At 46.0% G+C, this 20647-nt stretch carries 23 protein-coding genes; 6 read left to right on the forward strand and 17 right to left on the reverse strand.

Annotated features, from left to right (window positions below; genetic code table 11):
- Positions 1 to 77 precede the first annotated feature (77 nt).
- Positions 78 to 683 carry a biotin transporter BioY gene (locus tag HUG20_RS16230; protein WP_200085732.1) on the forward strand — a complete coding sequence of 202 codons (606 nt, stop codon included), beginning with the start codon at positions 78 to 80 and terminating at the stop codon, positions 681 to 683.
- A gap of 144 nt (positions 684 to 827) precedes the next feature.
- On the opposite strand, the gene HUG20_RS16235 is transcribed toward HUG20_RS16230, so the two are convergent.
- The 3 genes from HUG20_RS16235 to HUG20_RS16245 all read right to left on the reverse strand — a co-directional run bounded on the left by HUG20_RS16235 (position 828) and on the right by HUG20_RS16245 (position 3259).
- A complete protein-coding gene (locus HUG20_RS16235; protein ID WP_200085733.1) occupies positions 828 to 1484 on the reverse strand; it encodes a 3D domain-containing protein in 657 nt (218 codons plus the stop codon).
- Positions 1485 to 1642: 158 nt separating this feature from the next.
- Positions 1643 to 1933, reverse strand: coding sequence for a YuiB family protein (locus HUG20_RS16240; protein ID WP_246476782.1), 291 nt, complete (start codon positions 1931 to 1933; stop codon positions 1643 to 1645).
- A 120-nt stretch (positions 1934 to 2053) separates the two neighbouring features.
- Positions 2054 to 3259, reverse strand: a complete 1206-nt coding sequence (locus HUG20_RS16245) for an NAD(P)/FAD-dependent oxidoreductase (RefSeq protein ID WP_200085735.1) — start codon at positions 3257 to 3259, stop codon at positions 2054 to 2056.
- A 376-nt stretch (positions 3260 to 3635) separates the two neighbouring features.
- Here HUG20_RS16245 and HUG20_RS16250 point away from each other — a divergent pair, with 376 nt between their 5' ends.
- Complete coding sequence (locus HUG20_RS16250; protein ID WP_200085736.1) at positions 3636 to 4628, forward strand: NAD(P)/FAD-dependent oxidoreductase; 993 nt, start codon at positions 3636 to 3638, stop codon at positions 4626 to 4628.
- 118 nt (positions 4629 to 4746) lie between these two features.
- Here the strand turns inward: HUG20_RS16250 and HUG20_RS16255 are convergent, their stop codons facing one another.
- Both HUG20_RS16255 and HUG20_RS16260 read right to left on the reverse strand, forming a co-directional pair.
- Positions 4747 to 5100: a HesB/IscA family protein gene (locus HUG20_RS16255; protein WP_200085737.1), complete on the reverse strand. Its 354-nt coding sequence runs from the start codon at positions 5098 to 5100 to the stop codon at positions 4747 to 4749.
- Positions 5101 to 5221: 121 nt separating this feature from the next.
- On the reverse strand, positions 5222 to 5401 hold the full coding sequence (locus tag HUG20_RS16260) for a Spo0E family sporulation regulatory protein-aspartic acid phosphatase (protein WP_200085738.1): 180 nt from the start codon (positions 5399 to 5401) through the stop codon (positions 5222 to 5224).
- Between the two features lie 494 nt (positions 5402 to 5895).
- On the opposite strand from HUG20_RS16260, the gene mqnE reads away from it, so the two are divergent.
- Positions 5896 to 6990, forward strand: a complete 1095-nt coding sequence (gene mqnE, locus HUG20_RS16265; protein ID WP_200085739.1) for an aminofutalosine synthase MqnE — start codon at positions 5896 to 5898, stop codon at positions 6988 to 6990.
- Positions 6991 to 7245: 255 nt separating this feature from the next.
- Here mqnE and HUG20_RS19240 read toward each other — a convergent pair whose 3' ends face one another.
- The 4 genes from HUG20_RS19240 to HUG20_RS16275 all read right to left on the reverse strand — a co-directional run bounded on the left by HUG20_RS19240 (position 7246) and on the right by HUG20_RS16275 (position 8920).
- Positions 7246 to 7743 (reverse strand): transposase, encoded by a 498-nt coding sequence (locus HUG20_RS19240; protein ID WP_246476448.1) that lies wholly within the window; start codon positions 7741 to 7743, stop codon positions 7246 to 7248.
- On the reverse strand, positions 7740 to 8075 hold the full coding sequence (locus HUG20_RS19245) for a hypothetical protein (protein WP_246476449.1): 336 nt from the start codon (positions 8073 to 8075) through the stop codon (positions 7740 to 7742). The genes HUG20_RS19240 and HUG20_RS19245 overlap by 4 nt, the downstream gene beginning before the upstream one ends.
- A gap of 91 nt (positions 8076 to 8166) precedes the next feature.
- Positions 8167 to 8601 (reverse strand): hypothetical protein, encoded by a 435-nt coding sequence (locus tag HUG20_RS19250; RefSeq protein WP_246476450.1) that lies wholly within the window; start codon positions 8599 to 8601, stop codon positions 8167 to 8169.
- 133 nt (positions 8602 to 8734) lie between these two features.
- Complete coding sequence (locus tag HUG20_RS16275; RefSeq protein ID WP_200085740.1) at positions 8735 to 8920, reverse strand: hypothetical protein; 186 nt, start codon at positions 8918 to 8920, stop codon at positions 8735 to 8737.
- A gap of 280 nt (positions 8921 to 9200) precedes the next feature.
- On the opposite strand from HUG20_RS16275, the gene HUG20_RS16280 reads away from it, so the two are divergent.
- From HUG20_RS16280 to HUG20_RS16290, 3 genes are all read left to right on the forward strand, one after another.
- Positions 9201 to 10799, forward strand: coding sequence for an ABC-F family ATP-binding cassette domain-containing protein (locus HUG20_RS16280; protein ID WP_200085741.1), 1599 nt, complete (start codon positions 9201 to 9203; stop codon positions 10797 to 10799).
- Positions 10800 to 10895: 96 nt separating this feature from the next.
- Entirely contained in the window at positions 10896 to 11444 is a 549-nt protein-coding gene (locus tag HUG20_RS16285) for a hypothetical protein (protein WP_200085742.1), read from the forward strand.
- Positions 11445 to 11534: 90 nt separating this feature from the next.
- Complete coding sequence (locus HUG20_RS16290) at positions 11535 to 11729, forward strand: hypothetical protein (protein ID WP_200085743.1); 195 nt, start codon at positions 11535 to 11537, stop codon at positions 11727 to 11729.
- Between the two features lie 1217 nt (positions 11730 to 12946).
- Here HUG20_RS16290 and HUG20_RS16295 read toward each other — a convergent pair.
- The 8 genes from HUG20_RS16295 to HUG20_RS16325 all read right to left on the reverse strand — a co-directional run bounded on the left by HUG20_RS16295 (position 12947) and on the right by HUG20_RS16325 (position 20646).
- Positions 12947 to 14101, reverse strand: a complete 1155-nt coding sequence (locus HUG20_RS16295; protein WP_200085744.1) for a saccharopine dehydrogenase family protein — start codon at positions 14099 to 14101, stop codon at positions 12947 to 12949.
- Positions 14102 to 14144: 43 nt separating this feature from the next.
- A complete protein-coding gene (locus tag HUG20_RS16300) occupies positions 14145 to 15803 on the reverse strand; it encodes a thiamine pyrophosphate-dependent enzyme (protein ID WP_200085745.1) in 1659 nt (552 codons plus the stop codon).
- A 4-nt stretch (positions 15804 to 15807) separates the two neighbouring features.
- Positions 15808 to 16131, reverse strand: a complete 324-nt coding sequence (locus HUG20_RS16305) for a DUF3870 domain-containing protein (protein ID WP_200085746.1) — start codon at positions 16129 to 16131, stop codon at positions 15808 to 15810.
- A gap of 106 nt (positions 16132 to 16237) precedes the next feature.
- Positions 16238 to 17743, reverse strand: coding sequence for a leucyl aminopeptidase (locus tag HUG20_RS16310; RefSeq protein WP_200085747.1), 1506 nt, complete (start codon positions 17741 to 17743; stop codon positions 16238 to 16240).
- A 61-nt stretch (positions 17744 to 17804) separates the two neighbouring features.
- Positions 17805 to 18440 carry a CaiB/BaiF CoA transferase family protein gene (locus HUG20_RS19665; RefSeq protein ID WP_281392439.1) on the reverse strand — a complete coding sequence of 212 codons (636 nt, stop codon included), beginning with the start codon at positions 18438 to 18440 and terminating at the stop codon, positions 17805 to 17807.
- A 2-nt stretch (positions 18441 to 18442) separates the two neighbouring features.
- Positions 18443 to 18991, reverse strand: a complete 549-nt coding sequence (locus HUG20_RS19670) for a CaiB/BaiF CoA transferase family protein (protein WP_281392440.1) — start codon at positions 18989 to 18991, stop codon at positions 18443 to 18445.
- 22 nt (positions 18992 to 19013) lie between these two features.
- Entirely contained in the window at positions 19014 to 19262 is a 249-nt protein-coding gene (locus HUG20_RS16320; protein WP_200085748.1) for a hypothetical protein, read from the reverse strand.
- Between the two features lie 187 nt (positions 19263 to 19449).
- Positions 19450 to 20646, reverse strand: coding sequence for an acyl-CoA dehydrogenase family protein (locus HUG20_RS16325; RefSeq protein WP_200085749.1), 1197 nt, complete (start codon positions 20644 to 20646; stop codon positions 19450 to 19452).
- Position 20647 lies beyond the last annotated feature (1 nt).

Consider the following 20647-nt stretch of genomic DNA (forward strand, 5'->3'; position numbering starts at 1 on the left):
TTATTTTTATGTTGACAATTATTCCTCACCAGATTACAATCACATCATCTCCAAAAAATATGGAAGGGGATCTACATATGAAATCATTTGATTTAGTCATCACCGCGATGTTTGTCGCCCTAATGGGTGTAGCAGCAAATATAACCGTTCTTTTCCCTTTTCTCATGATTGCAGGGATACCGCTAACGTTTCAACCATTCATCGCGATTTTGGCCGGTGCCGTTCTGGGCAGTAAAAGAGGCGCATTCTCGATGCTCGTCTATACGATTGTCGGGTTATTTGGCGCTCCTGTTTTCGCACAACTCCAAGGAGGTCCCGGGATCCTTGTTCGACCAACATTCGGGTTTATTTTATCATTTATTGTCGTTGCTTTTGTTGTCGGAAAAATTATCGAAAAGTCGCGGGAACCGGGGATGCCTACTTATTTGTTCGCAGGTTTGGCCGGATTGGCGTTTAATTATTTAATCGGAACAAATTGGGTATATGGCGCTTATGTATTCGGATTTGATGCTCCTGAACAATTTACGTATGGCATTGTTTGGTTGGGAATGCTTCCACTGTTAGTAAAAGATATTCTGTTCACGATAGCAGCCGGTATCGTTGCCCGCAATCTTCCCGAAACCGTTAAACGGCCCGTGATAGGACAAAACTTTCCTAGTCAGCGGGCGCCCGGTGATTATTAAGTATCATTTGGGATGCGGCCATTTGGGGAAATAAGGGAAGGTACTAACTTTTCATGTTCGGGCTTCATGAACGCGGTTCATGGCGAACATATCGTTCGTTACATCCAGCGGTTGGGACCCATAATGTTCGGCGCTAGACAATAATCATAGCCCGGCATCGTGCACGCCCCACTCATTAAGTGCTGCCAATTCCTCTGCGCTGATTTCACCATTCCCTTTTTGAACAATATATACGTTTACGTCTTTTTTTCCCCACTCGTTATAAACTTGGTCGATCGTGTCAAAATACAAATCAATCGTTGCTCCTTGGATCGCCGATCCGGTATCCGCAACCACTCCATAGCCATAACCGGGGATGAATAAAACCGTTCCCAGCGGAAAAAGGGCGGGATCTGCTGCAATCGTAGAATATACATTACGGTGAACGGGAACGCCTGAGTATGTAATCCCGTACGCGGGATCTCCCGGGTTTTTTCCCGTCGATTCTGCATCAGCTGTATAACCTGTTGCTGTTACCTTTTCAACGGGGTATTTAGACCAATTAATTTCTTGTTCCAGTGCTGTAACCGTCTCCGCCATCGAAGCGCTTGCCGTTTCGGCTTTATGCACCGTTTTTTTCGCGGCAACTCCTAAGTCATTATGTATAGGGGAAGCAACGTGCGTATCTTCTATATGATCATTTTCGTAACCTATGAGTTCATTTACAGGCACTTGGCTTAATGTCGTCCATGTCACATATAATGCCGCAATGAATAGCACCGTCATGATAACGTTTTTTACAACGTTTAGTCCCTTTGACATGCGCTCACCCTCTTTCACTTCTGAAAGAAAGCATGCCCAAAGAGACAGGGGGATATACTAAGAAAACTTGGCTTTTCGCCAAGCTTTTATCGGGAAGCCTTCGCCAACTTATGCAGGTAATAACGTTGATTTATACTTTCTTACCTGCCTTGGGCGCGTTAAAACATTTGATATCCGCGAACGCGTAACATTCGTACGGTAATCCCCGCGATGATCGCTCCAATTAACCCAGAACCTAAAATCAACACATCTACCAATTGCAATGTTGCCAAGCTCGGACCTACCGTAGAAAAAGAAGCAGCCGGTGATGTGAAGTATTCCGTGAAACTCGCCGGGTTTACAATCCAAATGACAATAATCGGATAAAGCACAGCCATCATCCACGTGGAACGCAATACCATATTCAATAAAAATCCAATTCCAAAGAAAAGGATGAGAAATAACATCATCGAAATAATTACTTGCGGGAGACTGGTAATCCCCAAACCGCTCACCTCCATCAAAACAAGTGTACAAAAGGAACCGTCAAGCGTCAATGAGAGAGGTGAGCGTTTAAAAGGGTACGGTTTCTAGAGTGGATTCCGTCCTTTTGTTAGCATGAGCGATAGACCTCCGAGCTTCATTAAATAACGATTGTCGCTCATATGTTTCATAAATAATGCGGAACGGCCGTACATTTTCCTTTCTTTAACCGTCCCCATCGCTTCTTTTCCACCAAGGGAGGCCAATGTCCCGAGAATTTCCGGTTCAAATTTTGTGGGAGCACCGCCCATAATTAAATTCGTTATATTTTCACCGGCTTTTATTCCTTGTTGCATGGCAATTTGAGCGGTCGGGGGATACGGGCGTTCCGTTTCTTCATTAATAATTAGGGAGCAATCGCCGATCACAAAGACATCTTCAAGCCCAGGCGCACGTAAATCCGGTTCTACTTTTACACGTCCACGGTTCGCCTCAATTCCCGCATCTTCGATGATCGGATTTCCGCGTACACCCGTCGCCCAAATGACCGTGCTTGCAGCAATCTCTTCTCCATCCTTCAGGATAACCTTCCCTTCCTGCACTTCACTGATTGGTTTATTGATTTTAAATTCTACGCCACGATGCTCCAACAAATTCATGGCATATTCGACAAGCTCGGGATCAAAACCAGGGAGGGCAGATGGTGCGGCTTCAATCACGTACATTCGAACTTTTTCCCGCGGAACGTCATATTGTTCGCATAACTCCGGCACCCTTTCGGTCAGTTCGCCGATGAATTCAATGCCGGTGAAACCACCGCCTGCAACAACAAATGTCAAGTCTTGTTCTTCGGCTTCTTCTTGATTTCGGTACTGCGCAAATTGAAATTCGATTTGATCTTTAAGTTCACGAGCACCATCCAAGGTCCATTTGTGATAGGAATGCTCGTAGACGCCCTCGGCGCCAAAGGTTTCAGCGATCGATCCGACAGCGATGACAAGGTAATCATAGGAAAGGTCGTCCCCATTTTTGAGAACGACTTGCTTCTCGTCAGTTTTCACTTGCTCCACGGTATCCTGAACAATGTTAACCTTTGCCGGATTCAATACTTTGCGTATTTCCACACGCGCTTTATCGTGGTGCAACGTCCCTGCCGCAGGCTCATGCAACCACGTTGTTTGATAATGATAGTCATGCTTGTTCACCAAGGTTACATTTGCCCGATCTGTTCCCATTTTCTTTTGCAATTGGTTTGCAGCCATCATTCCTCCATATCCTGCGCCGAGAATAACGATATGCGGTTTTTTCGCCATTTCATCCACATCCTTTTATTATCATCACTGTGTGATCATTTTCACATAGTAAGGTAAAAATAATGTTTAAAAAATATTCATGATTTCTACCTATAATTATAACCATTTTTATAATTGTATTTCAAGGGTGACGGCATGGGATCCGAAAACTTCCCTGGAAGGACCGAGCGGTTCGCTTTCCTTCTCGGAAACAAAAGTGTTATAATACTTCTGTTATATTAGCAAACTTGACTTTTCGCCAAGCTTTTATGGTGAAAAGCCTTCGCCCAATTTATGCAGGTAATCAAGCTAATTTATACTTTCTTACCTGTTAAAAGATAGACCATGCGCTACTGCAAGAATTGGAAATATACACTAGGTGTGGAGGTGTAGATTCGTGGAGGATACTTCCATTGATCTTTACGATATAACGATTATCGGCGGTGGGCCGACGGGATTATTTACCGCTTTTTACGGCGGCATGCGCCAGGCAAAGGTAAAAATCATCGAAAGCATGCCACAGCTGGGCGGACAGCTTTCCGCGCTTTACCCCGAAAAATATATTTATGATGTGGCCGGTTTTCCGAAGATACGGGCACAAGAACTTGTTGATAATTTGGTCGAACAAATGAACATGTTTGACCCAACCGTCGTGCTCGATCAATCTGTAGAAACGGTTCATAAGTTGAACGACGAGACATTTCGCATCGAGACGAACGAAGACGTTCACTATTCACGCACAGTCATCATAGCCGCAGGCGTAGGTGCTTTTCAGCCGCGAAAATTAAAAATTGAAGAGGCCGCCCAATATGAAGGCCAAAATCTTCATTATTTTGTTAACAACCTCGGCGCTTTCAAAAATAAAGACGTCCTCATTTGCGGAGGAGGGGACTCTGCGGTCGATTGGTCACTCATGCTCGCCAACAACGCAAATGTAACACTTACGCATCGGCGGGATAAATTTCGCGCCCATGAACATAGCATTGCCGAATTGCAATCGGCACCCGTCCAAATGCACACCCCCTTTGAAATCAGCGAGCTTCGGGGAGACGGTGAAAATATTAAGCAAGTCGTCCTCCAAGAAGTAAAAGGAACGGATCAAAAAGTCGTCGATGTGGACAACGTGATCGTGAATTATGGGTTCATCTCTTCCCTCGGCCCGATCAAAACGTGGGGACTGGAGACGACGAAAAACGCTATTTTCGTAAACTCCCGTATGGAAACGAATATCAAAGGCATCTATGCTGCGGGAGACATCTCCTCTTACGATGGAAAGGTAAAGCTGATTGCCACCGGCTTCGGGGAAGCGCCAATGGCGGTAAGCAATGCGAAAGCCTATATGGACCCGACAGCGCGTTTGCAACCCGGCCACAGCACGCACATGTTCTAGAGATGAGACTTGGCTTTTCGCCAAGCTTTTATGGCGAAAGCCTTCGCCCAACTTATCTACCAACGCAAAAAAACGTCCGTATGAGGAAGTGATTCCCCATACGGACGTTTTCTATCGTTCAGCAATTTTCCGGTGTGCCTACATTTTCTTTCGTACGGAATGATGCGCCGCAACCGCAAGCTAAGATCGCGTTCGGGTTATCCAGCGTAAACCCGCCGCCCATCATATTTTCTTTATAATCAATAACGAGGCCGTTAATGACCGGTTGGCTCTCTTTATCAATGAGCACGCTCAAGCCGGATTTATCTAGTAACTCATCGTCCTCATTCTTCTCTGCATCAAATCCGAGCCCGTACGAAAGTCCGCTGCAACCACCACCTTTGACTCCAACTCTCAGCATTAAAGAAGGATCACCTTCCTCTTCCTGCATGCCTTTAATTTTCGTCATTGCCGCTTCGGTGATTTCAATCATTGCTTCATTACCCCCTTACGGATGAATTTCGTGTCTTTGGCAGCATGCATAAACAAACTCCCAAAAATCTTGCACAACTTCATCATATCATATAACGTCGGAGGTTTAAAAAAACCAGACCTTATCCGCACATGGTACTGTATTGCTCTGCAAGTAAAGCAGTATGCACACGATCGATTTCACGGCTGTAAAATAATACAAGTGGATGTTGCATCCCATGCTCTTTTGCCGCTTCCATCATCTGTGCCCTTAACCCTTCTAAATCATTTTCCATTCGATTCCTTGCCACGGCGTACATCATCGAATGATCTCCTTCCCTGCTATCTTTTTGAGTCAACACTAAAATCAATGGATGATATTCGTGATTAAATATGGTAACACCACTAGCGAGCGAAGGAAAAACACGTAGACTCCTGTGGGAAAGCGCAGGGCGAAGACCCCGCAGGAAAAAAGCGAACTTCTTTTTTCCGAGGAGGCTGAGCTCGAGTCCCACGGAAAGCGTAGGGTTTTTCCGTAGCGGTCACTACCAATCATAATTGCCCCTAGTTTGTCAGCCATAGATTTTGGTGAAGAGCCATCTTTTTTGCGTGTTTTTTCTCTCTATCCCTTAATAATACTTTAAAATAGACAAAATGCAAAGGATAGTTCCAATTTCGCCAAACAAAAAATCGGCAACATACTTCGATCGCTTTTCTTTGTCCCTTCTCAGATGTATAATAGAGAATAGATATCACAAATCAAAACACTATTTATAAATTCACCCTAGGGCGATTTATCCAGACGAGGAGGACTAAAATGGTTACGCTCACGCAAGATACGGATCTTCAGGCCATCCGCGAAAAAGTACTAAATGGGGAACGCCTCACCATTGAGGATGGGTTGACACTATACCATTCTGCCGATTTACTCTCCGTTGCCCAGTTGGCAAATGAAGTCAACGAGCAAAAAAACGGAGATAATGTTTATTTTATCGAAAACATGTACATTAATCCAACCAACGTATGCGAGGCTAACTGTTCATTCTGTGGGTTCAAACGCAAGCCCGGCGAAGAAGGCGCGTACACGATGCACGAAGAGGAAATGCTTCAATACGTCAGTGACCGTTGGAATGACAACATCCGTGAATTCCACATCGTCGGCGGACATAACACCGACGTGCCGTTTGATTATTACTTAAACACGATCCGCGCCTTAAAAAAGAACTATCCGAATGCTACCGTCAAAGCATACACCGCAGCTGAAATCGAATTTTTCGCCCGACATGCCGGCCTCTCCATGCGGGAAGTCCTGGAGCAGTTGATCGATGCCGGACTTGATACCCTACCGGGCGGAGGCGCAGAAATCTTAACCGAACGCTACCGGGCAAAGATGAGCCCGGAAAAGGCAAGCACCGACGAATGGTTGGAAGCGCACGAAATTGCCCACGATTTGGGATTAAAAACACATGCGACCATGCTCTATGGATCCATCGATACGTACGAAGAACGTCTCATTCATATGGACCGCGTCCGCCAGTTGCAGGACCGTACCAACGGATTCATGGTCTTTATTCCACTGGCCATGCAACCGCGCAAAAAGAAAGCGGGGCTCGAACGACGCACGTCATCGTTTGACGATATGCGCACGATCGCGATCTCGCGGCTTATGCTTGATAATTTTCAACATGTTAAAGCGTATTGGATCAATATTGGACCGCAACTGACGCAGATGGCACTCACATTCGGATCCAGCGACATTCACGGCACGCTGATTGAAGAACGAATTTCCCATTCGGTCGGCGCCCTAACGTCTCAAGGGATCACGAGAAAAGAACTCATCCACTTAATTAAAGGCGCAAACAAAACGCCTGTAGAACGAGATACATTCTATAATGTGGTGAAAACGTATTAAACACTTTAAACCCTCGGTATTTTTATTATACCGGGGGTTTCATACGAAAATGGCTAAGTTCGATTTTTAGATCAGTCCTCGATATTGAGTTTTGAGGACTCTCTGTGTTGCACGGGATCCATTTGAGTCCTCAGAATCCAGTGCAAGGCTTGCCTTACTTTTTTTCGATCCCATAAATTTCGGTGAACCTCTCCACCTAAATCAAAGATTTTGATGGAGCACCCCTTATCTTAAATACGGCACAAACAAAAGCGGCTAAGACGCCTTCGGCGCCTCTAATCCTTTCGTAAGGCTAGTGAATGAAGACAAGGTCGTATATGTCCTTTTTGCCACTTCAGGTACTTTTGCCTGAAGGGACAACCATCTCGTTTCCGACATGGATTTTTGGATGCCTCGAACAAAATATCGTGCACCGATATTATACGAAGCTGATAAATCGGCATGATAGACTTTGCCTGTTGTAAACGTGGCAAGGTCTTTTTTGTTATTGCGTTCCACTTTTCCGGAACCATCATATGCCAAGGCGCTTGTATTCCGAGCATTCACTCTTGACATACGCATACCAAGATAATGCGCCATCTCCGTTACTTTGTTCTGAATCCCTTTTTTTCGCCAGTAACGAAGTTTGAAGCGAAGTTTCTTCGCACCCCAAAACCCTTTCGGCGTTTTCATCTTATCCAGATATTCAAAAACAATAACATCGCAATCGTTTTCGCTTGCGAACGTCTCAATGTCATGCGACGTATCAGTCACGATGTGTTTTTGAAGCCCGTTGATTTTTCTTCAAAAATTAGGCGCAACAATCCAACCCGAGTCCGTTGCGCTTGGCGTAGTTTGTTCGTCAATGTATATAACCGGTCTTTTTCGTTTGGCTGGTTAATAAACTTACGAGCCAAGACAGTGCCTTTTATATCCATCACTGAACAAACCGCAGAGTTATTGATGCCAAGGTCTACTGCGCACACTTTTTGGTCGTTCATTTTGGCTTTATTTAATGTCACTTTTGATTGATAACTAACATTCAGGAAATACTTTTCCGACTTTAACAAGCGTAGGGTTGTTTTCTTTCCAATTCCAAACGCCACGTTTATATAAGTCCTGTTCTTTGAAGGGGATATCCACCCAGACCCAATCATTGTTATGGAAAATTTTGATTTGAGCCGTTGTATCTGATGTTCATTTAAACATATTACCTCGATAAAACACCGGGAATTCCTTGCGTTTTAATTGCAACCTCGGAGGGCTCTTTTTGGAATTTTTTTCCTTCGGCAAGCGCAATTGCTTTCTTTCTTCCCAGTTACATAAATTGGAGCGATAGCTTTTCCCTTTCCCAAACGCCGAAGCAATGGCACTTCTGCGAAAGTACGAAGGGAACTTATAAAAACGAGCGTTAAATGCCCGGTACTTCGGATGAGGGTTTGATGTTGTCGTATGCATGAGCCGTTCCACCGCAGGAACGATGGATTTCGTCGTCATCTCATCTAGATTACCAAATTCCTTGTCTATGACTTCGATAATAAAAGCCAGTGCATCGTTGTAGATATCTAGTGTTGCGTCAAATATACGAGAGTGATTCGTAATCTTGTGCGATAACGTTTTGGCTATGTTCATCATCAAACCCTCCTTCCAAAGGTTTTCCAAGGCCATCTACTTATAAAGAAAACATTTGTTTGATTTTATTATACCTTATCCTTTATGCGAAGTCTAATTCTATACTTAGGGATTGCTGAACAACTTACATATATTAGTTGGATCCGGGATGCCGCTTCCATGGCTTCGCTTTCCGCGTCAAGCCTCCTCGCGCAAAACCGGCGCTGCGGGGTCTTGACGCGTCCGTTTTTCCGCTGGAGTCTCGCCATTGCAGCACCATCCCTCCGTACGTTTCCAGAAGTGCAAGGGTTTTTTGCTTATAGGATGGATTTCCTTGCATCCAGTTTTGACAACATCAACGGAAAATGCTTATGTGCCAATCTTTTTCCGTTATTCAGCAGTCCCTACTTATCAATGGGATTTTAAAAATAAACAGACCAAGACCTTAGCGCCTAACCCCCACCCACTAAATCAAAGATTTTAAAGGGGAATGCGGCGCTAACTTTTCGTTCAAACGTGTATTCAAGCCGCAAACATGTTATGATAAAAAACAGACTGTCTATTCACAAAAACTAGCATACACAATGACTATTTTATATAAAAGAAAGGGTCGATCGCTTTTGATCAGTTGCGAAAACATCGGTTTACGTTACGGTGACAAAAAGCTTTTTGAAGAAGTCAACATTCAGTTTAACCCCGGAAACTGCTACGGTTTAATCGGTGCAAACGGTGCCGGAAAATCGACATTCCTTAAAATTCTTTCCGGTGAGATTGATGCACAAACAGGAGAAGTTCATATTGGAAAAAACCAACGGTTGGCCGTTTTAAAACAAGACCACTATGCGTATGAAGAATTTGAAGTGCTTGAAACGGTAATCATGGGGCATAACCGCCTCTATGAAGTGATGAAAGAAAAAGATGCCATTTATATGAAGCCGGACTTCTCGGATGAAGATGGCATGCGCGCGGCCGAACTTGAAGGGGAATTCGCAGAAATGAACGGGTATGATGCCGACAATGAAGCAGCCTCCTTACTAAACGGTCTCGGCATTACAACCGACCTGCATAACAAAAAGATGTCCGAACTCGCCGGTTCCGAAAAAGTGAAAGTATTGCTTGCGCAAGCACTGTTTGGCAACCCCGACATCTTGCTTCTCGATGAACCGACAAACGACCTGGACATTAAAGCTATACAGTGGCTGCAAGAGTTTCTGATTAATTTTGAAAACACGGTCATTGTCGTTTCCCACGACCGTCATTTTTTAAATAGTATCTGCACGCATATCGCGGACATTGATTACGGCAAAATTGAACTTTTTGTCGGAAATTATGATTTCTGGCATGAATCGAGCCAACTGGCCAAGCAAATGGCCAAAGAACAAAACAAGAAAAAAGAAGAAAAAGTGAAAGAGCTAAAAGCCTTTATCGAGCGGTTCAGTGCGAACAAGTCCAAATCGAAACAGGCAACATCAAGAAAGAAAACATTGGAAAAAATCGATCTTGATGACATTAAACCCTCTTCCCGCCGCACGCCGTATATCCATTTTAAACCGGATCGGGAGATAGGAAATGATCTGCTTACCGTCGAAGGACTTTCAAAAACCATCGATGGGAATAAAGTGTTGGATAACGTCAGCTTCAGGCTTGAGCCCGGAGAAAAAGTCGCGTTTGTCGGCGAGCGGGAAGTGGCAAAAACAACGTTATTCCAAATTCTTGCCGGAGAACTTGAACCGGATGAGGGCTATTATAAATGGGGCGTTACGACAAGCCAGTCGTATTTTCCAAAAGACAATTCCACGTATTTTGAAGGAGCAAGCAAAAACCTTGTTGATTGGCTCCGCCAATATTCCGATGATGAAGATGAAACGTATGTTCGCAGTTTCTTAGGGCGAATGTTATTCAGCGGGGAAGAAGCATTGAAAAAACCTTCTGTCCTCTCCGGGGGCGAAAAGGTTCGCTGCATGCTTTCAAAACTGATGCTTAGTGGCGCAAACGTGTTAATTTTGGATGAACCGACCAACCATTTGGACCTGGAATCCATTACCGCGCTCAACAATGCGCTGATTGATTTTGACGGTTCCGTCCTCTTCTCCTCCCATGACCATCAGTTTATTCAAACGATCGCCAATCGCATCATCGAGTTCACACCTGAGAAAGTCATTGACAAAAAGCAAACGTATGAAGACTATTTGGCTGATATGAATTTAATCAACCAATAAAGAAAAACCCGGCGGCGCTTGAAAGCCCCGGGTTTTTTGGATAAAAACCCTTAAACAATGGCATCCTAAAAGAAAAACCGTTTGTGAGGGTTCGATATGAAAATAAGAACCTGCCTCAGTCTGCTTGTTCTAGTCACAGCGCTCGCGCTGCCAACATTTATTCATGCCGCCCAGGGCGAAAAAACGCCGGTCCAAAAACCGAAACCGTTTGTTGAAGAGACATTTGCGGGAGATGAACATGACCTTACTCTTTCGGTTAAGGCTGTCCAAGAATGGACGCATCAATTTCTGGAAGTAGAGGAAGGAGATATGGATAATGAAACCGGCGCCCACATGGTCGAGGAACTGCAAGATTATTTTACCGAAGACATGGCTTTAAAGATTTACAACCAGTTTCATCGCCCGCATTTAGCTGAGTATAATGACGTAGATGATTATGTCGAGGTCGATTCATTGGTGCATCGGGATGTCGAGCACGTAGAGATTGTCCATCGAGACGGCCAAAAAATCGTGAATATGAAAACATCATCGGTTGAAGACGGTGCCGGAAACCGGGCTCACTTCAAAGAATCGTTAACCTTTTCGTTTGATAAAGAGCATAAAACCTATGTCCTGGCAGAGATGGAGGCTGAGCAAGTATCTTGATGAAGGGGGAAGCTTTTCCAATCGATAAGCTTCCCTCCTTGATGTAATTAACTCTCAAAACTAAAGTCAGAATAAAAAATATATTTGACGGTGAATAAATATGTTCTCCATGAAAAATTTGAGTATTGGAAGGGCATTGCCGAGTACGATCTAGGAATCGCTGCCATGTCATTGTCACTGGCATTTGAACCGATATTGAAACTGACTGCGAACAACGTGAGCGGCGCATCAATTAAAATACACAAACAAGAGAACAATAACTTTTTGAAAAGTTACATTCGCTAGTCCAAACCGATCTCCGTTTGAGGGATTACTTTGTTTCTCTTTTTCCTCAAGTTACGTTCATACTATATTAAACGTGTTTATTATCCAAATTTAACCAATCGAATGGCTTAATCAACCATGTCGCTTCGTGACACCCCATTTTGAAGGGGAAATGATGATACATTTGCGGGCTAATTTTGCGTTCCGCAACCATTTTGAGTCCAAAACCCGTGCCTGAGGACTCATCTGGCTTCCGATCATCGTTTTGAGTCCCCAGATGTCGCTTCTGAAGACTCCACTGGCCCCCGATCAACATTTTGAGTCCCCAGAACTCGTTTCTGAAGACTCATCTGGCTTCTGAACACCGTTTTGCGTCCGCAGATGTCGCTTCTGAAGACTCACCTGGCTTCCGATCATCGTTTTGAGTCCCCAGATGTCGCTTCTGAAGACTCCACTGGCCCCCGATCAACATTTTGAGTCCCCAGAACTCGTTTCTGAGGGCTTATCTGATACTAAACTATACTATATTAATGAACGTTACCCATCATACAAAGAAGAGCTGTCTATCTCCATAACAAAAAAGAGTACCATGAGATTTTAAATAAAACAAAGGAGGGTCAACACTAAAATCAATGGTTGATATTCGTGATTAAATATGGTAACACCACTAGCGAGCGAAGGAAAAACACGTAGACTCCTGTGGGAAAGCGCAGGGCGAAGACCCCGCAGGAAAAAAGCGAACTTCTTTTTTTCCGAGGAGGCTGAGCTCGGGGCCCACGGAAAGCGTAGGGTTTTTCCGTAGCGGTCACAACCATAATTGCCCCTAGTTTGTCAGCCTTAGATTTTGGTGAAGAGCCACAAAGGAGACAACAAAATGGGTTGAAATCCCTGGAAGTATCAAAATAGCAGCCCGGAAATATATCCACGATTTATAACAAGAGATCCCGGTAGAGAAAACCATATTATTTGGCTCATACTCAAAAGGAACTTTTTAGCCAGACAGCGATGTCGATCTTGCTTTTTTCTCGAACTACTTTGATGGAATGGGAAAGGCTGATGGGATATACTTTTTGCTTCAGCGTGTAGAACATGACGAAATTGACATCGAACCGCACCCCTTCACCATTCATGACTACTACGAGCAAGACGGGATCGTAGAAACAATCGTTAGAAACGGGATCGAAATTACAGCGTGAGCCTGCTACGCGCTATTAATTATCCTAACGTGACGGAGAAACTCAATCCTCCGTCACAGATTCCGTAATAATGACGTTCCGCTCGCCCATCGCTTCGATGTAGCTGTCCCCGGGTACGATTTGCTCAGGGGGACAGACGCCTCGTTTATGAATTTCTCCGGACGCTATCATTTGCGCGACTACGGAAATGGTGTTGGCCGTAGCCCTTGCCATCGCTGTCACCTCATGCTCGCGGTCTTTCATGGTTATCATCTCATACGTATACGCCGATGATTTTCCCTCGCGAATCCCTTCGACAATGACACGCAAAAGAACGGCATCATCTTTATCTTTTAAGTCAACGATGGGTTCAAGCGTTTTTAGCAACACTTCCCGAGGGTTGATGCGTTGTCCATTCACATCGATGGAATAATTCTTGTCCGTTAAATTCAAATCCACGAGCAGTTTGAACTTTTCAGCATGACCCGGATAGCGGATAGTTTTATATTCCAACGTATTCAAGCTCGGAAACGAGCGGCTCAACGTCGATGTTCCTCCGGACGTATGAAACGCTTCCAATGGACCGAAACGATCAAAATATATCTTTTCAATTTCAGATAGGGAAGGGATGCAATCCTTGCTTCCATTGCGAATAATCGAAGCAGGATCCGTGTAATGATCAAGTAACCCCTCCATGGAAAACACATGGTTATATTCCAAAGGAGGTTCCGGCCGCATAGGAATGCCGCCCACATATAACTGCACCGACTGTGCACGGTCGAGTTTCCCGATCCCGTGTCCCGATAAAATATTGATCATGCCGGGGGCTACTCCGAGATCGGGAATAATCGTCACACCTTTTCGTTTGGCATCATTATCTTTTTTTAGCACTCGGTCCGTCACATTCCCGATGTGTCCGCCCAAGTCCACACAATGGACGCCGGCTTCAATGGCCGCTCCGGCGACGATTTCATTAAAAGAGTAGAAGAGGGCATTAATCATCACATCATAGTCGGCAATGAAAGCTGATAATTCAGTAGGGTCGCTTGCATCCACACGGTACCCTTTTAAAGCCGGGGCATTAAGTTGTTTACATATGAATTCCGCGCGATTGAGATCAATATCGGCAAGAGCTACTTTTTCAACACCGGAACTGTTTACAAGATCCCTCGCCGCTTCTTTTCCCATTAAACCGGCACCTAGAACAACTATTTTCAATTGATGGTCCCTCCTTCCGTTGCCAGTTACCAACACTTCCATTCTATGACCTGAATGTCTTACGCATGTCATCAATGGTTTTCCGATAGGCAACATACGGTTCATCGTCGCATTTTACATCAATCACGGTTGTTTTCCCGGATTGCAGTGCATTTTCCAAAGTTGCCCGAAATCCTTCACCGCTTTCAACGGTATATCCGTTGGCTCCCATTGCCTCTGCCATCTTTGCAAAATCCACAGTTCCGAGGCCTGTCCCGATTACTTTCTCAGGATAATGCATCTCTTGATGCATACGGATCGTTCCGTACATCTGATTATTAAAGACGATACAGATGACCGGCGCATCTTCTCTTATCGACGTTTCAACTTCCTGCATCGTCATCATGAATCCTCCGTCTCCGCATAAAGCAACGACAGGACGTTCCGGAGCAAAAAGCTTTGCCCCTACCGCTGCTGGCAGCCCATACCCCATTGCTCCATTTGCCGGACCAATAAAAGAGTTCGGGCGTTTCAAACGAAAAAGGCCATTTACCCATGTAGCGTAATTCCCGGCATCATTTGTCAGAAGCGCTTCCTCGGGCAAGCGGTTATAAAGGGTTTCAACAACGGAAGTATAAATAGAGTCATCCCCTGGCTTTTCAACGATACGGTCGAAGGATTGTTTGCATGTCTGCAACCACTCTTCCCATGTTTGATTGCAGATCATTTCCGTAAAAGCTTCCAATGCCATTTTCAAGTCGGCAACGATGCCGAGATCCGGAGCATACACCTTGCCGATCGTATTAGGGTCAACGTCGATGTGGATGAGCGATTGTTCCCATCCGACAAGTGTATAGTCTTGTGACGTCGCTTCCGATAAGCGAGTCCCCAAAGCAATCACGAGATCCGCTTCCTGAAAATGTTTGACTAGTGAACGCGCAGCCCCTAGCCCCATGTGCCCCACATAGTTCGGATGGTGGTTATCAATGAGATCTTGCCTGCGAAATCCTGCGATGACAGGAATGGAGTGTTTTTCTGCAAAAAGGCGTAATGCTTCCTCGGCACCGGATAATTGTACACCTCCTCCGGCGATGACGACAGGCCGTTTTGATTGTTGCAACAATTCCCGGAATTTATCGGTTTCTTCTTTGGAAGGCGCCGGTTTTGGTTTATGGGCAGCGGGTCCAAAGGTCATTAACGCTTCATCTTTAAGCATATCTTCCGGCAAAGAAACAAGCACAGGTCCCGGGCGTCCGGTTTGCGCGACACGAAACGCTTTTTGCACCAACTCCGGTACGCGCCGGGCATCGGTGATTTCTATCGTATCCTTCGCCAAATCATGAAAACCACGATCAAAATCCACTTCTTGAAAACCTTCTCTTCCCCGGAATTCTCTTTGTACCTGTCCCAGAAAAACGACAAGCGGTGTCGAGTCTTGATAGGCCGTATGTATGGCGATGGAAGCGTTTGTGGCTCCAACCCCCCGAGTGGCCATCACAACACCCGGCTTACCGCTCGCTTTTGCATACCCTTCCCCCATAAAACCTGCCCCGCCTTCATGGCGGTTCACGACGAGCCGGATAGAGGTTTGATGTTCCAAGGCATCCAACACGGCAAGAAAACTTTCCCCGGGCACCGTGAAGACGTGCTCCACCCCTTCTATTTGCATACATTCAACGATCGCTTCTCCGCCTGACATTGTTTTTTGATACCGTGTTTTCATCTCATCATTCCCCTTCCTGCATGGATTCGTATTGGCGATGCAAATCGTGGACAGCGGCGAGCAATGCGTTCGTCGCTTTCCCTTTATATTGACGGCGAATTAATGCTTCCGCTTCAGCTAACCCCGTCTTTAAACTAATGCCTTTTAAAAGGTCATGGATGTATTGACGGCCGTGATCGGTCGCCAACGTACAGGAAGCTTCCAAAATAACGCAATGTTTTCGGTCCACTTCCGCCGTGATTGTCAGTGTATCAAAGACGCTTTTAGCCGCCATCCCTTGCGGAAGATTCGCGTGTCCGGCAATAAAGCACGTATGTTCAGTAGCCATCGTTCACAGCCCCCTTGGAAAACTTGGCTTTTCGCCAAGTTTTTATGGCGAAAAGCCTTCGTTGCACTTATGTAGGAAAGAAAGTTGGTTTATACTTTCTTTCCTACTAAAAATTTGATTGCCGGGCGAGTGTTGCCAGTGTTCGAACCATGACCCCGGTGCCACCTTTAGGGCCCATTGGTGTCTCGCGTTCTACAAATGCGGTACCGGCAACATCCAAATGGATCCACGGCGTCTCATGAATAAAAGCGCCAATAAAAAGTCCGGCTGTAATGGTTCCTGCTTCCCGTCCGGGGGAATTGTTTAAATCGGCCACATCGCTCGAACGCACCATTTCTTCGTAACGCGGATGTGTCGGAAAACGCCAAACCGGCTCCCCTGCTTCTTCCGCACTCTTTTCAAACGCTTCATACAGCGCATCGTTATTGGAAAGTGCCCCGGTTATAACATCCCCCAATGCCACGACACATGCACCGGTCAGTGTTGATATATCCACGATTTTATCCGCACCCAGATGCCTTGCATAAGCCACACCATCCGCAAGGATCAACCGTCCTTCCGCATCTGTATTGTTCACCTCGATCGTCTGGCCATCAAACGTCTGTAGCACATCCCCCGGCTTCATAGCCGATCCATTGATGAGGTTTTCGGTCGCGGGAATGATTGCGATCACGTTTTTTTGCGGTTGCATTTGTCCAATCGCTTCAAAAGCACCGAGCACGGCTGCCGCTCCGCCCATATCCGATTTCATCGTTTTCATCCCGTGGCCGGGTTTAATCGAGTACCCGCCGGAATCAAAGGTGATCCCTTTCCCCACAAGTGCCAGTGGATTCTCCCACGTTTCTTCTCCTTGATAGCGCAAGATAATCATTTGCGCCGGATGATCCGATCCGCGATTTACCGCGAGTAGCGCATGCATTCCCAAGGAACGCAGTTCATTAATGTCGAGGATCTCAGACGAAATCTTTTCATAGCGGTGAGCCAATGCCTCTGCTTCCTCTGCTAATGCGACAGGCGGCAAGTCATTGGCAGGGAGGTTGACGAGCGTCCGTGCCAGGTTTACCCCTTGGCCAAACGCCCGTCCTCGATGGATACCTGCTCGCACTGCTTCCGACTCACCATTTTGTGCGTAAATCGTATACGCATAATTGCGTTGCTCTTCTTTTTTCGTTTTATAGGTGTCAAAACGGTAAGAGGCTGTTAATACTGCGTCCGACAACGCCTGCGTGGCAACTTCCTCTCCTAAACTTACAGATTCATCGCAAAAGGTGTCCAGTAGTACACCGATCTTCGTTGCTTTTTGCTCATGCACGGCTTTCACCGCGGCGCCAAACGCTTCCTTTAAGCCAGCCAATGTGAGGCTGCTGCGTGTACCAAGGCCAACGAAAATCAACTGTTGGAGTGTTTCATCTTCATCCAAAACAGCCATGTTGGTTACTCTTGCTTTTTTTGTCGCGATGGCTCCATCGGTCCATTGTCTGTTCAATGCCGCGAACATTGATTTGTTTCCTTTTTCCAGCTCTTCCGGGAGCCCGTTATCATCTTCGCGCACACCGACAACAAGAACCTGATCACTGCTTTTTTTTGACCATTTCTTTTCGACAGCTAACATGTTCCCGCCTCCGTCCTTTCCCATTCCTGTTCGCCAATCATTACAATCGATTAGCTCTCTCTTAAATAATACCTTCTTTTCTGAGCACCTGTAAACTTTCTTCGTCCAAACCCAGTTCTCCTGCCAATACTTCTTCTGTATTTGCGCCCAGTACGGGAGGCGCTTGATCGATGGACAACGTTTCCCCGTTTGCCCGGATGGGATTTCGTACGAATGTCGTTTCCCCCAGCGTTTCATGCTCCCCCGTCTGAACCATTTCACGGTGTCGGACTTGAGGATGGTCGAATACCTGCTCAATGTTATTCACAGCGCCGCATGGAACACCGTGTTCCGTTAATCGCTCCTCCCATTCCGCCGCTGTTTTTTGTAAAAATACATCTTCTAGCAGGGAGCGGAGTTCGTCACGATGCTCGATGCGGTCACGATTCGTCTTAAAGCGCTCGTCGTCCGCCCACTCCGGATGCTCCACCACCTTTGCCACTTCCGCGAACATCCGGTCATTTCCGGCTGCGATCATAATTGGGTCATCGGCGCACCGGAATGTTTCATACGGTGTTATATTCCCGTGGGCGTTACCCATCCGTTCGGTGACATGGTTTTTCAAAAGGTAACTGCTTGCAACATTGGCAAGGGAACTGACTTGCACATCTAAAAGAGAAAGGTCAACGTGTTGTGCCTTTTTTTCCCGGTCGCGCACCCTCAATGCCCCAACAAACTAATCGCCACATAATGGGACGTCATAATATCCGCGACAGGAATCCCTACCCGCGTCGGATCACCATCCTGCTGCCCCGTGACATCCATTAATCCACTGACCGCTTGAATAACAGGGTCATATCCCGGATGCTTATGCATAGGCCCGGTCTGGCCGTATCCGGTAATGGAACAAAGAATGATGTCCGGCTTAATCGCTTTTAACCGCTCATAACCAAGCCCAAGGCGATCGAGGGTTCCGGCTTTAAAATTTTCTACAACAATATCGGCATTCTTGACAAGCGCTTCGAAAATTTCCCTGCCTTTTTCTGTTTTTAAGTGCAGTGTCATCGAGCGTTTATTCCGGTTGGCAGCCATATAGTAGGTACTTTCTTCACCGACAAACGGATACCAATGACGAATATCATCGCTTCCGCCAGGTTGTTCCACCCGCAAAACATCGGCACCCATATCGGCAAGCAGCATCGTTCCCAGCGGACCGGCAAGCACACGCGAAAGATCCAGTACTTTTACCCCTTTTAATGCGTTTTCCATTTTGATTTCTCCTTCCCCATATTTAGAAAACATGGCTTTTCGCCAAGCTTTTATGGCGAAAGCCTTCGTTGCACTGATGTAGGTAAGAAAGTTGATTTATACTTTCATACCTAGGGATTGCTGAACAACTTACATATATTAGTTGGAGCCGGGATGCCGCCTTCCATGGCTTCGCTTTCCGCGAACGAACGGTCAAGCCTCCTCGCGCAAAACCGGCGCTGCGGGGGCTTGACGCGTCCGTTTTTCCGCTGGAGTCTCGCCATTGCAGCACCGTCCCTCCGTGCGTTGCCAGACGTGCAAGGGTTTTCTGCTTTTAGGATAGATTTTCTTGCATCCAGTTTTGACAACAGCAACGGAAAATGCTTATGTGCCAGTCTTTTTCCATTATTCAGCAGTCCCTACCTACTAAAGAAAGCGCCGGCTCTCATCGCGAACGGCCGGCGCTTTTTCCTTTTAAATTATTCCTCAAAAGGCCACGCAGGCAGCATTTTTCTTAATGGCTTATCTTCCGTTTCCCCAAGGGCATAACGGGCCTGCATCACGGTATGAATTTCTCTTGTCCCTTCATAGATCACCGGGGCTTTGGAATTTCGCAAGTAACGCTCGACCGGATATTCATTGGAATACCCATATGCCCCATGAACTTGCACCGCGTCATTGGCTGCTTCATTGGCATAATTGCAAGCTTGCCATTTTGCCAGCGATGTCTCCCGCGTATTGCGGACCCCTTTGTTTTTAAGCTCGCCGGCTTTGAATACGAGCAACCGGCTCATTTGCAGACCGGCTTCCATTTTTGCAATCATTTGTTGAACAAGCTGGTGCTTGCCGATTTCTTTTCCAAACGTTTTTCGTTCATGACAGTACGCAACAGATGCTTCCAGACTTGCCATGATTAATCCGCATGCGCCTGCAGCTACCGTGAAACGGCCGTTATCCAAGGCAGACATGGCAATCTTAAACCCTTCACCTTCTTCCCCGAGCAAATTTTCTTTCGGGACTTTCACATCATCGAAGAAAATTTCTCCGGTGTTTCCTGCGCGAATGCCCAGCTTCCCTTTGATTGCTTTCGAACTAAATCCTTCCCACTCCCGTTCCACGATAAAGGCGGAAATGCTGTTGTGTTTCCCTTCTTTTCCCCCTGTATAAGCAAAAACGAGGAAATAATCGGCCACGTCACATAAGGAAATCCACGTTTTGGAACCGTTCAGGATGTAATAATCGCCTTCTTTCCTGGCAGTGCTGTTCATCGCGGCCACATCTGAGCCCGCGTTCGGTTCCGTTAGCCCGAATGCTCCGACTTTTTTCCCGGAAGCAAGGGGGGTCAAGTATTTTTGTTTTTGTTCTTCCGATCCCCATTGCAGAATTGTCATGCTGTTCAAACCGGTGTGGACCGATGCTGCTGTCCGAAAGGTTGTATCCCCCCGCTCCAGTTCTTCACAAACGATGGCAAGCGTATTATAATCCATGCCGCTGCCGCCGTATTTTTCCGGAATACAAATACCCATTAAGCCGAGTTCTGCCATCTTATCCAAAATGCTATGTTCAAAATGTCCGTTTGCATCCCACTCGGCAATATTCGGCATAATCTCGTCATCGACAAATTGGCGGACGGTTTTTTGTACCATTTGCTGCTCTTCCGTTAATGAAAAATCCAAA

Origin of the sequence: Salicibibacter cibi, assembly GCF_016495865.1 — a bacterium.
Lineage (GTDB): Bacteria > Bacillota > Bacilli > Bacillales > Marinococcaceae > Salicibibacter > Salicibibacter cibi.

Coding starts and splice junctions, on each gene's coding strand:
- HUG20_RS16230 (WP_200085732.1), top strand. CDS start 78: ATGAAATCATTTGATTTAGTCATCACCGCGATGTTTGTCGCCCTAATG.
- HUG20_RS16235 (WP_200085733.1), bottom strand. CDS start 1,484: ATGTCAAAGGGACTAAACGTTGTAAAAAACGTTATCATGACGGTGCTA.
- HUG20_RS16240 (WP_246476782.1), bottom strand. CDS start 1,933: ATGATGTTATTTCTCATCCTTTTCTTTGGAATTGGATTTTTATTGAAT.
- HUG20_RS16245 (WP_200085735.1), bottom strand. CDS start 3,259: ATGGCGAAAAAACCGCATATCGTTATTCTCGGCGCAGGATATGGAGGA.
- HUG20_RS16255 (WP_200085737.1), bottom strand. CDS start 5,100: ATGATTGAAATCACCGAAGCGGCAATGACGAAAATTAAAGGCATGCAG.
- HUG20_RS16260 (WP_200085738.1), bottom strand. CDS start 5,401: ATGATGTACGCCGTGGCAAGGAATCGAATGGAAAATGATTTAGAAGGG.
- mqnE (WP_200085739.1), top strand. CDS start 5,896: ATGGTTACGCTCACGCAAGATACGGATCTTCAGGCCATCCGCGAAAAA.
- HUG20_RS19250 (WP_246476450.1), bottom strand. CDS start 8,601: ATGAACATAGCCAAAACGTTATCGCACAAGATTACGAATCACTCTCGT.
- HUG20_RS16275 (WP_200085740.1), bottom strand. CDS start 8,920: ATGCAAGGAAATCCATCCTATAAGCAAAAAACCCTTGCACTTCTGGAA.
- HUG20_RS16285 (WP_200085742.1), top strand. CDS start 10,896: ATGAAAATAAGAACCTGCCTCAGTCTGCTTGTTCTAGTCACAGCGCTC.
- HUG20_RS16300 (WP_200085745.1), bottom strand. CDS start 15,803: ATGAAAACACGGTATCAAAAAACAATGTCAGGCGGAGAAGCGATCGTT.
- HUG20_RS16305 (WP_200085746.1), bottom strand. CDS start 16,131: ATGGCTACTGAACATACGTGCTTTATTGCCGGACACGCGAATCTTCCG.
- HUG20_RS16310 (WP_200085747.1), bottom strand. CDS start 17,743: ATGTTAGCTGTCGAAAAGAAATGGTCAAAAAAAAGCAGTGATCAGGTT.
- HUG20_RS19670 (WP_281392440.1), bottom strand. CDS start 18,991: ATGGAAAACGCATTAAAAGGGGTAAAAGTACTGGATCTTTCGCGTGTG.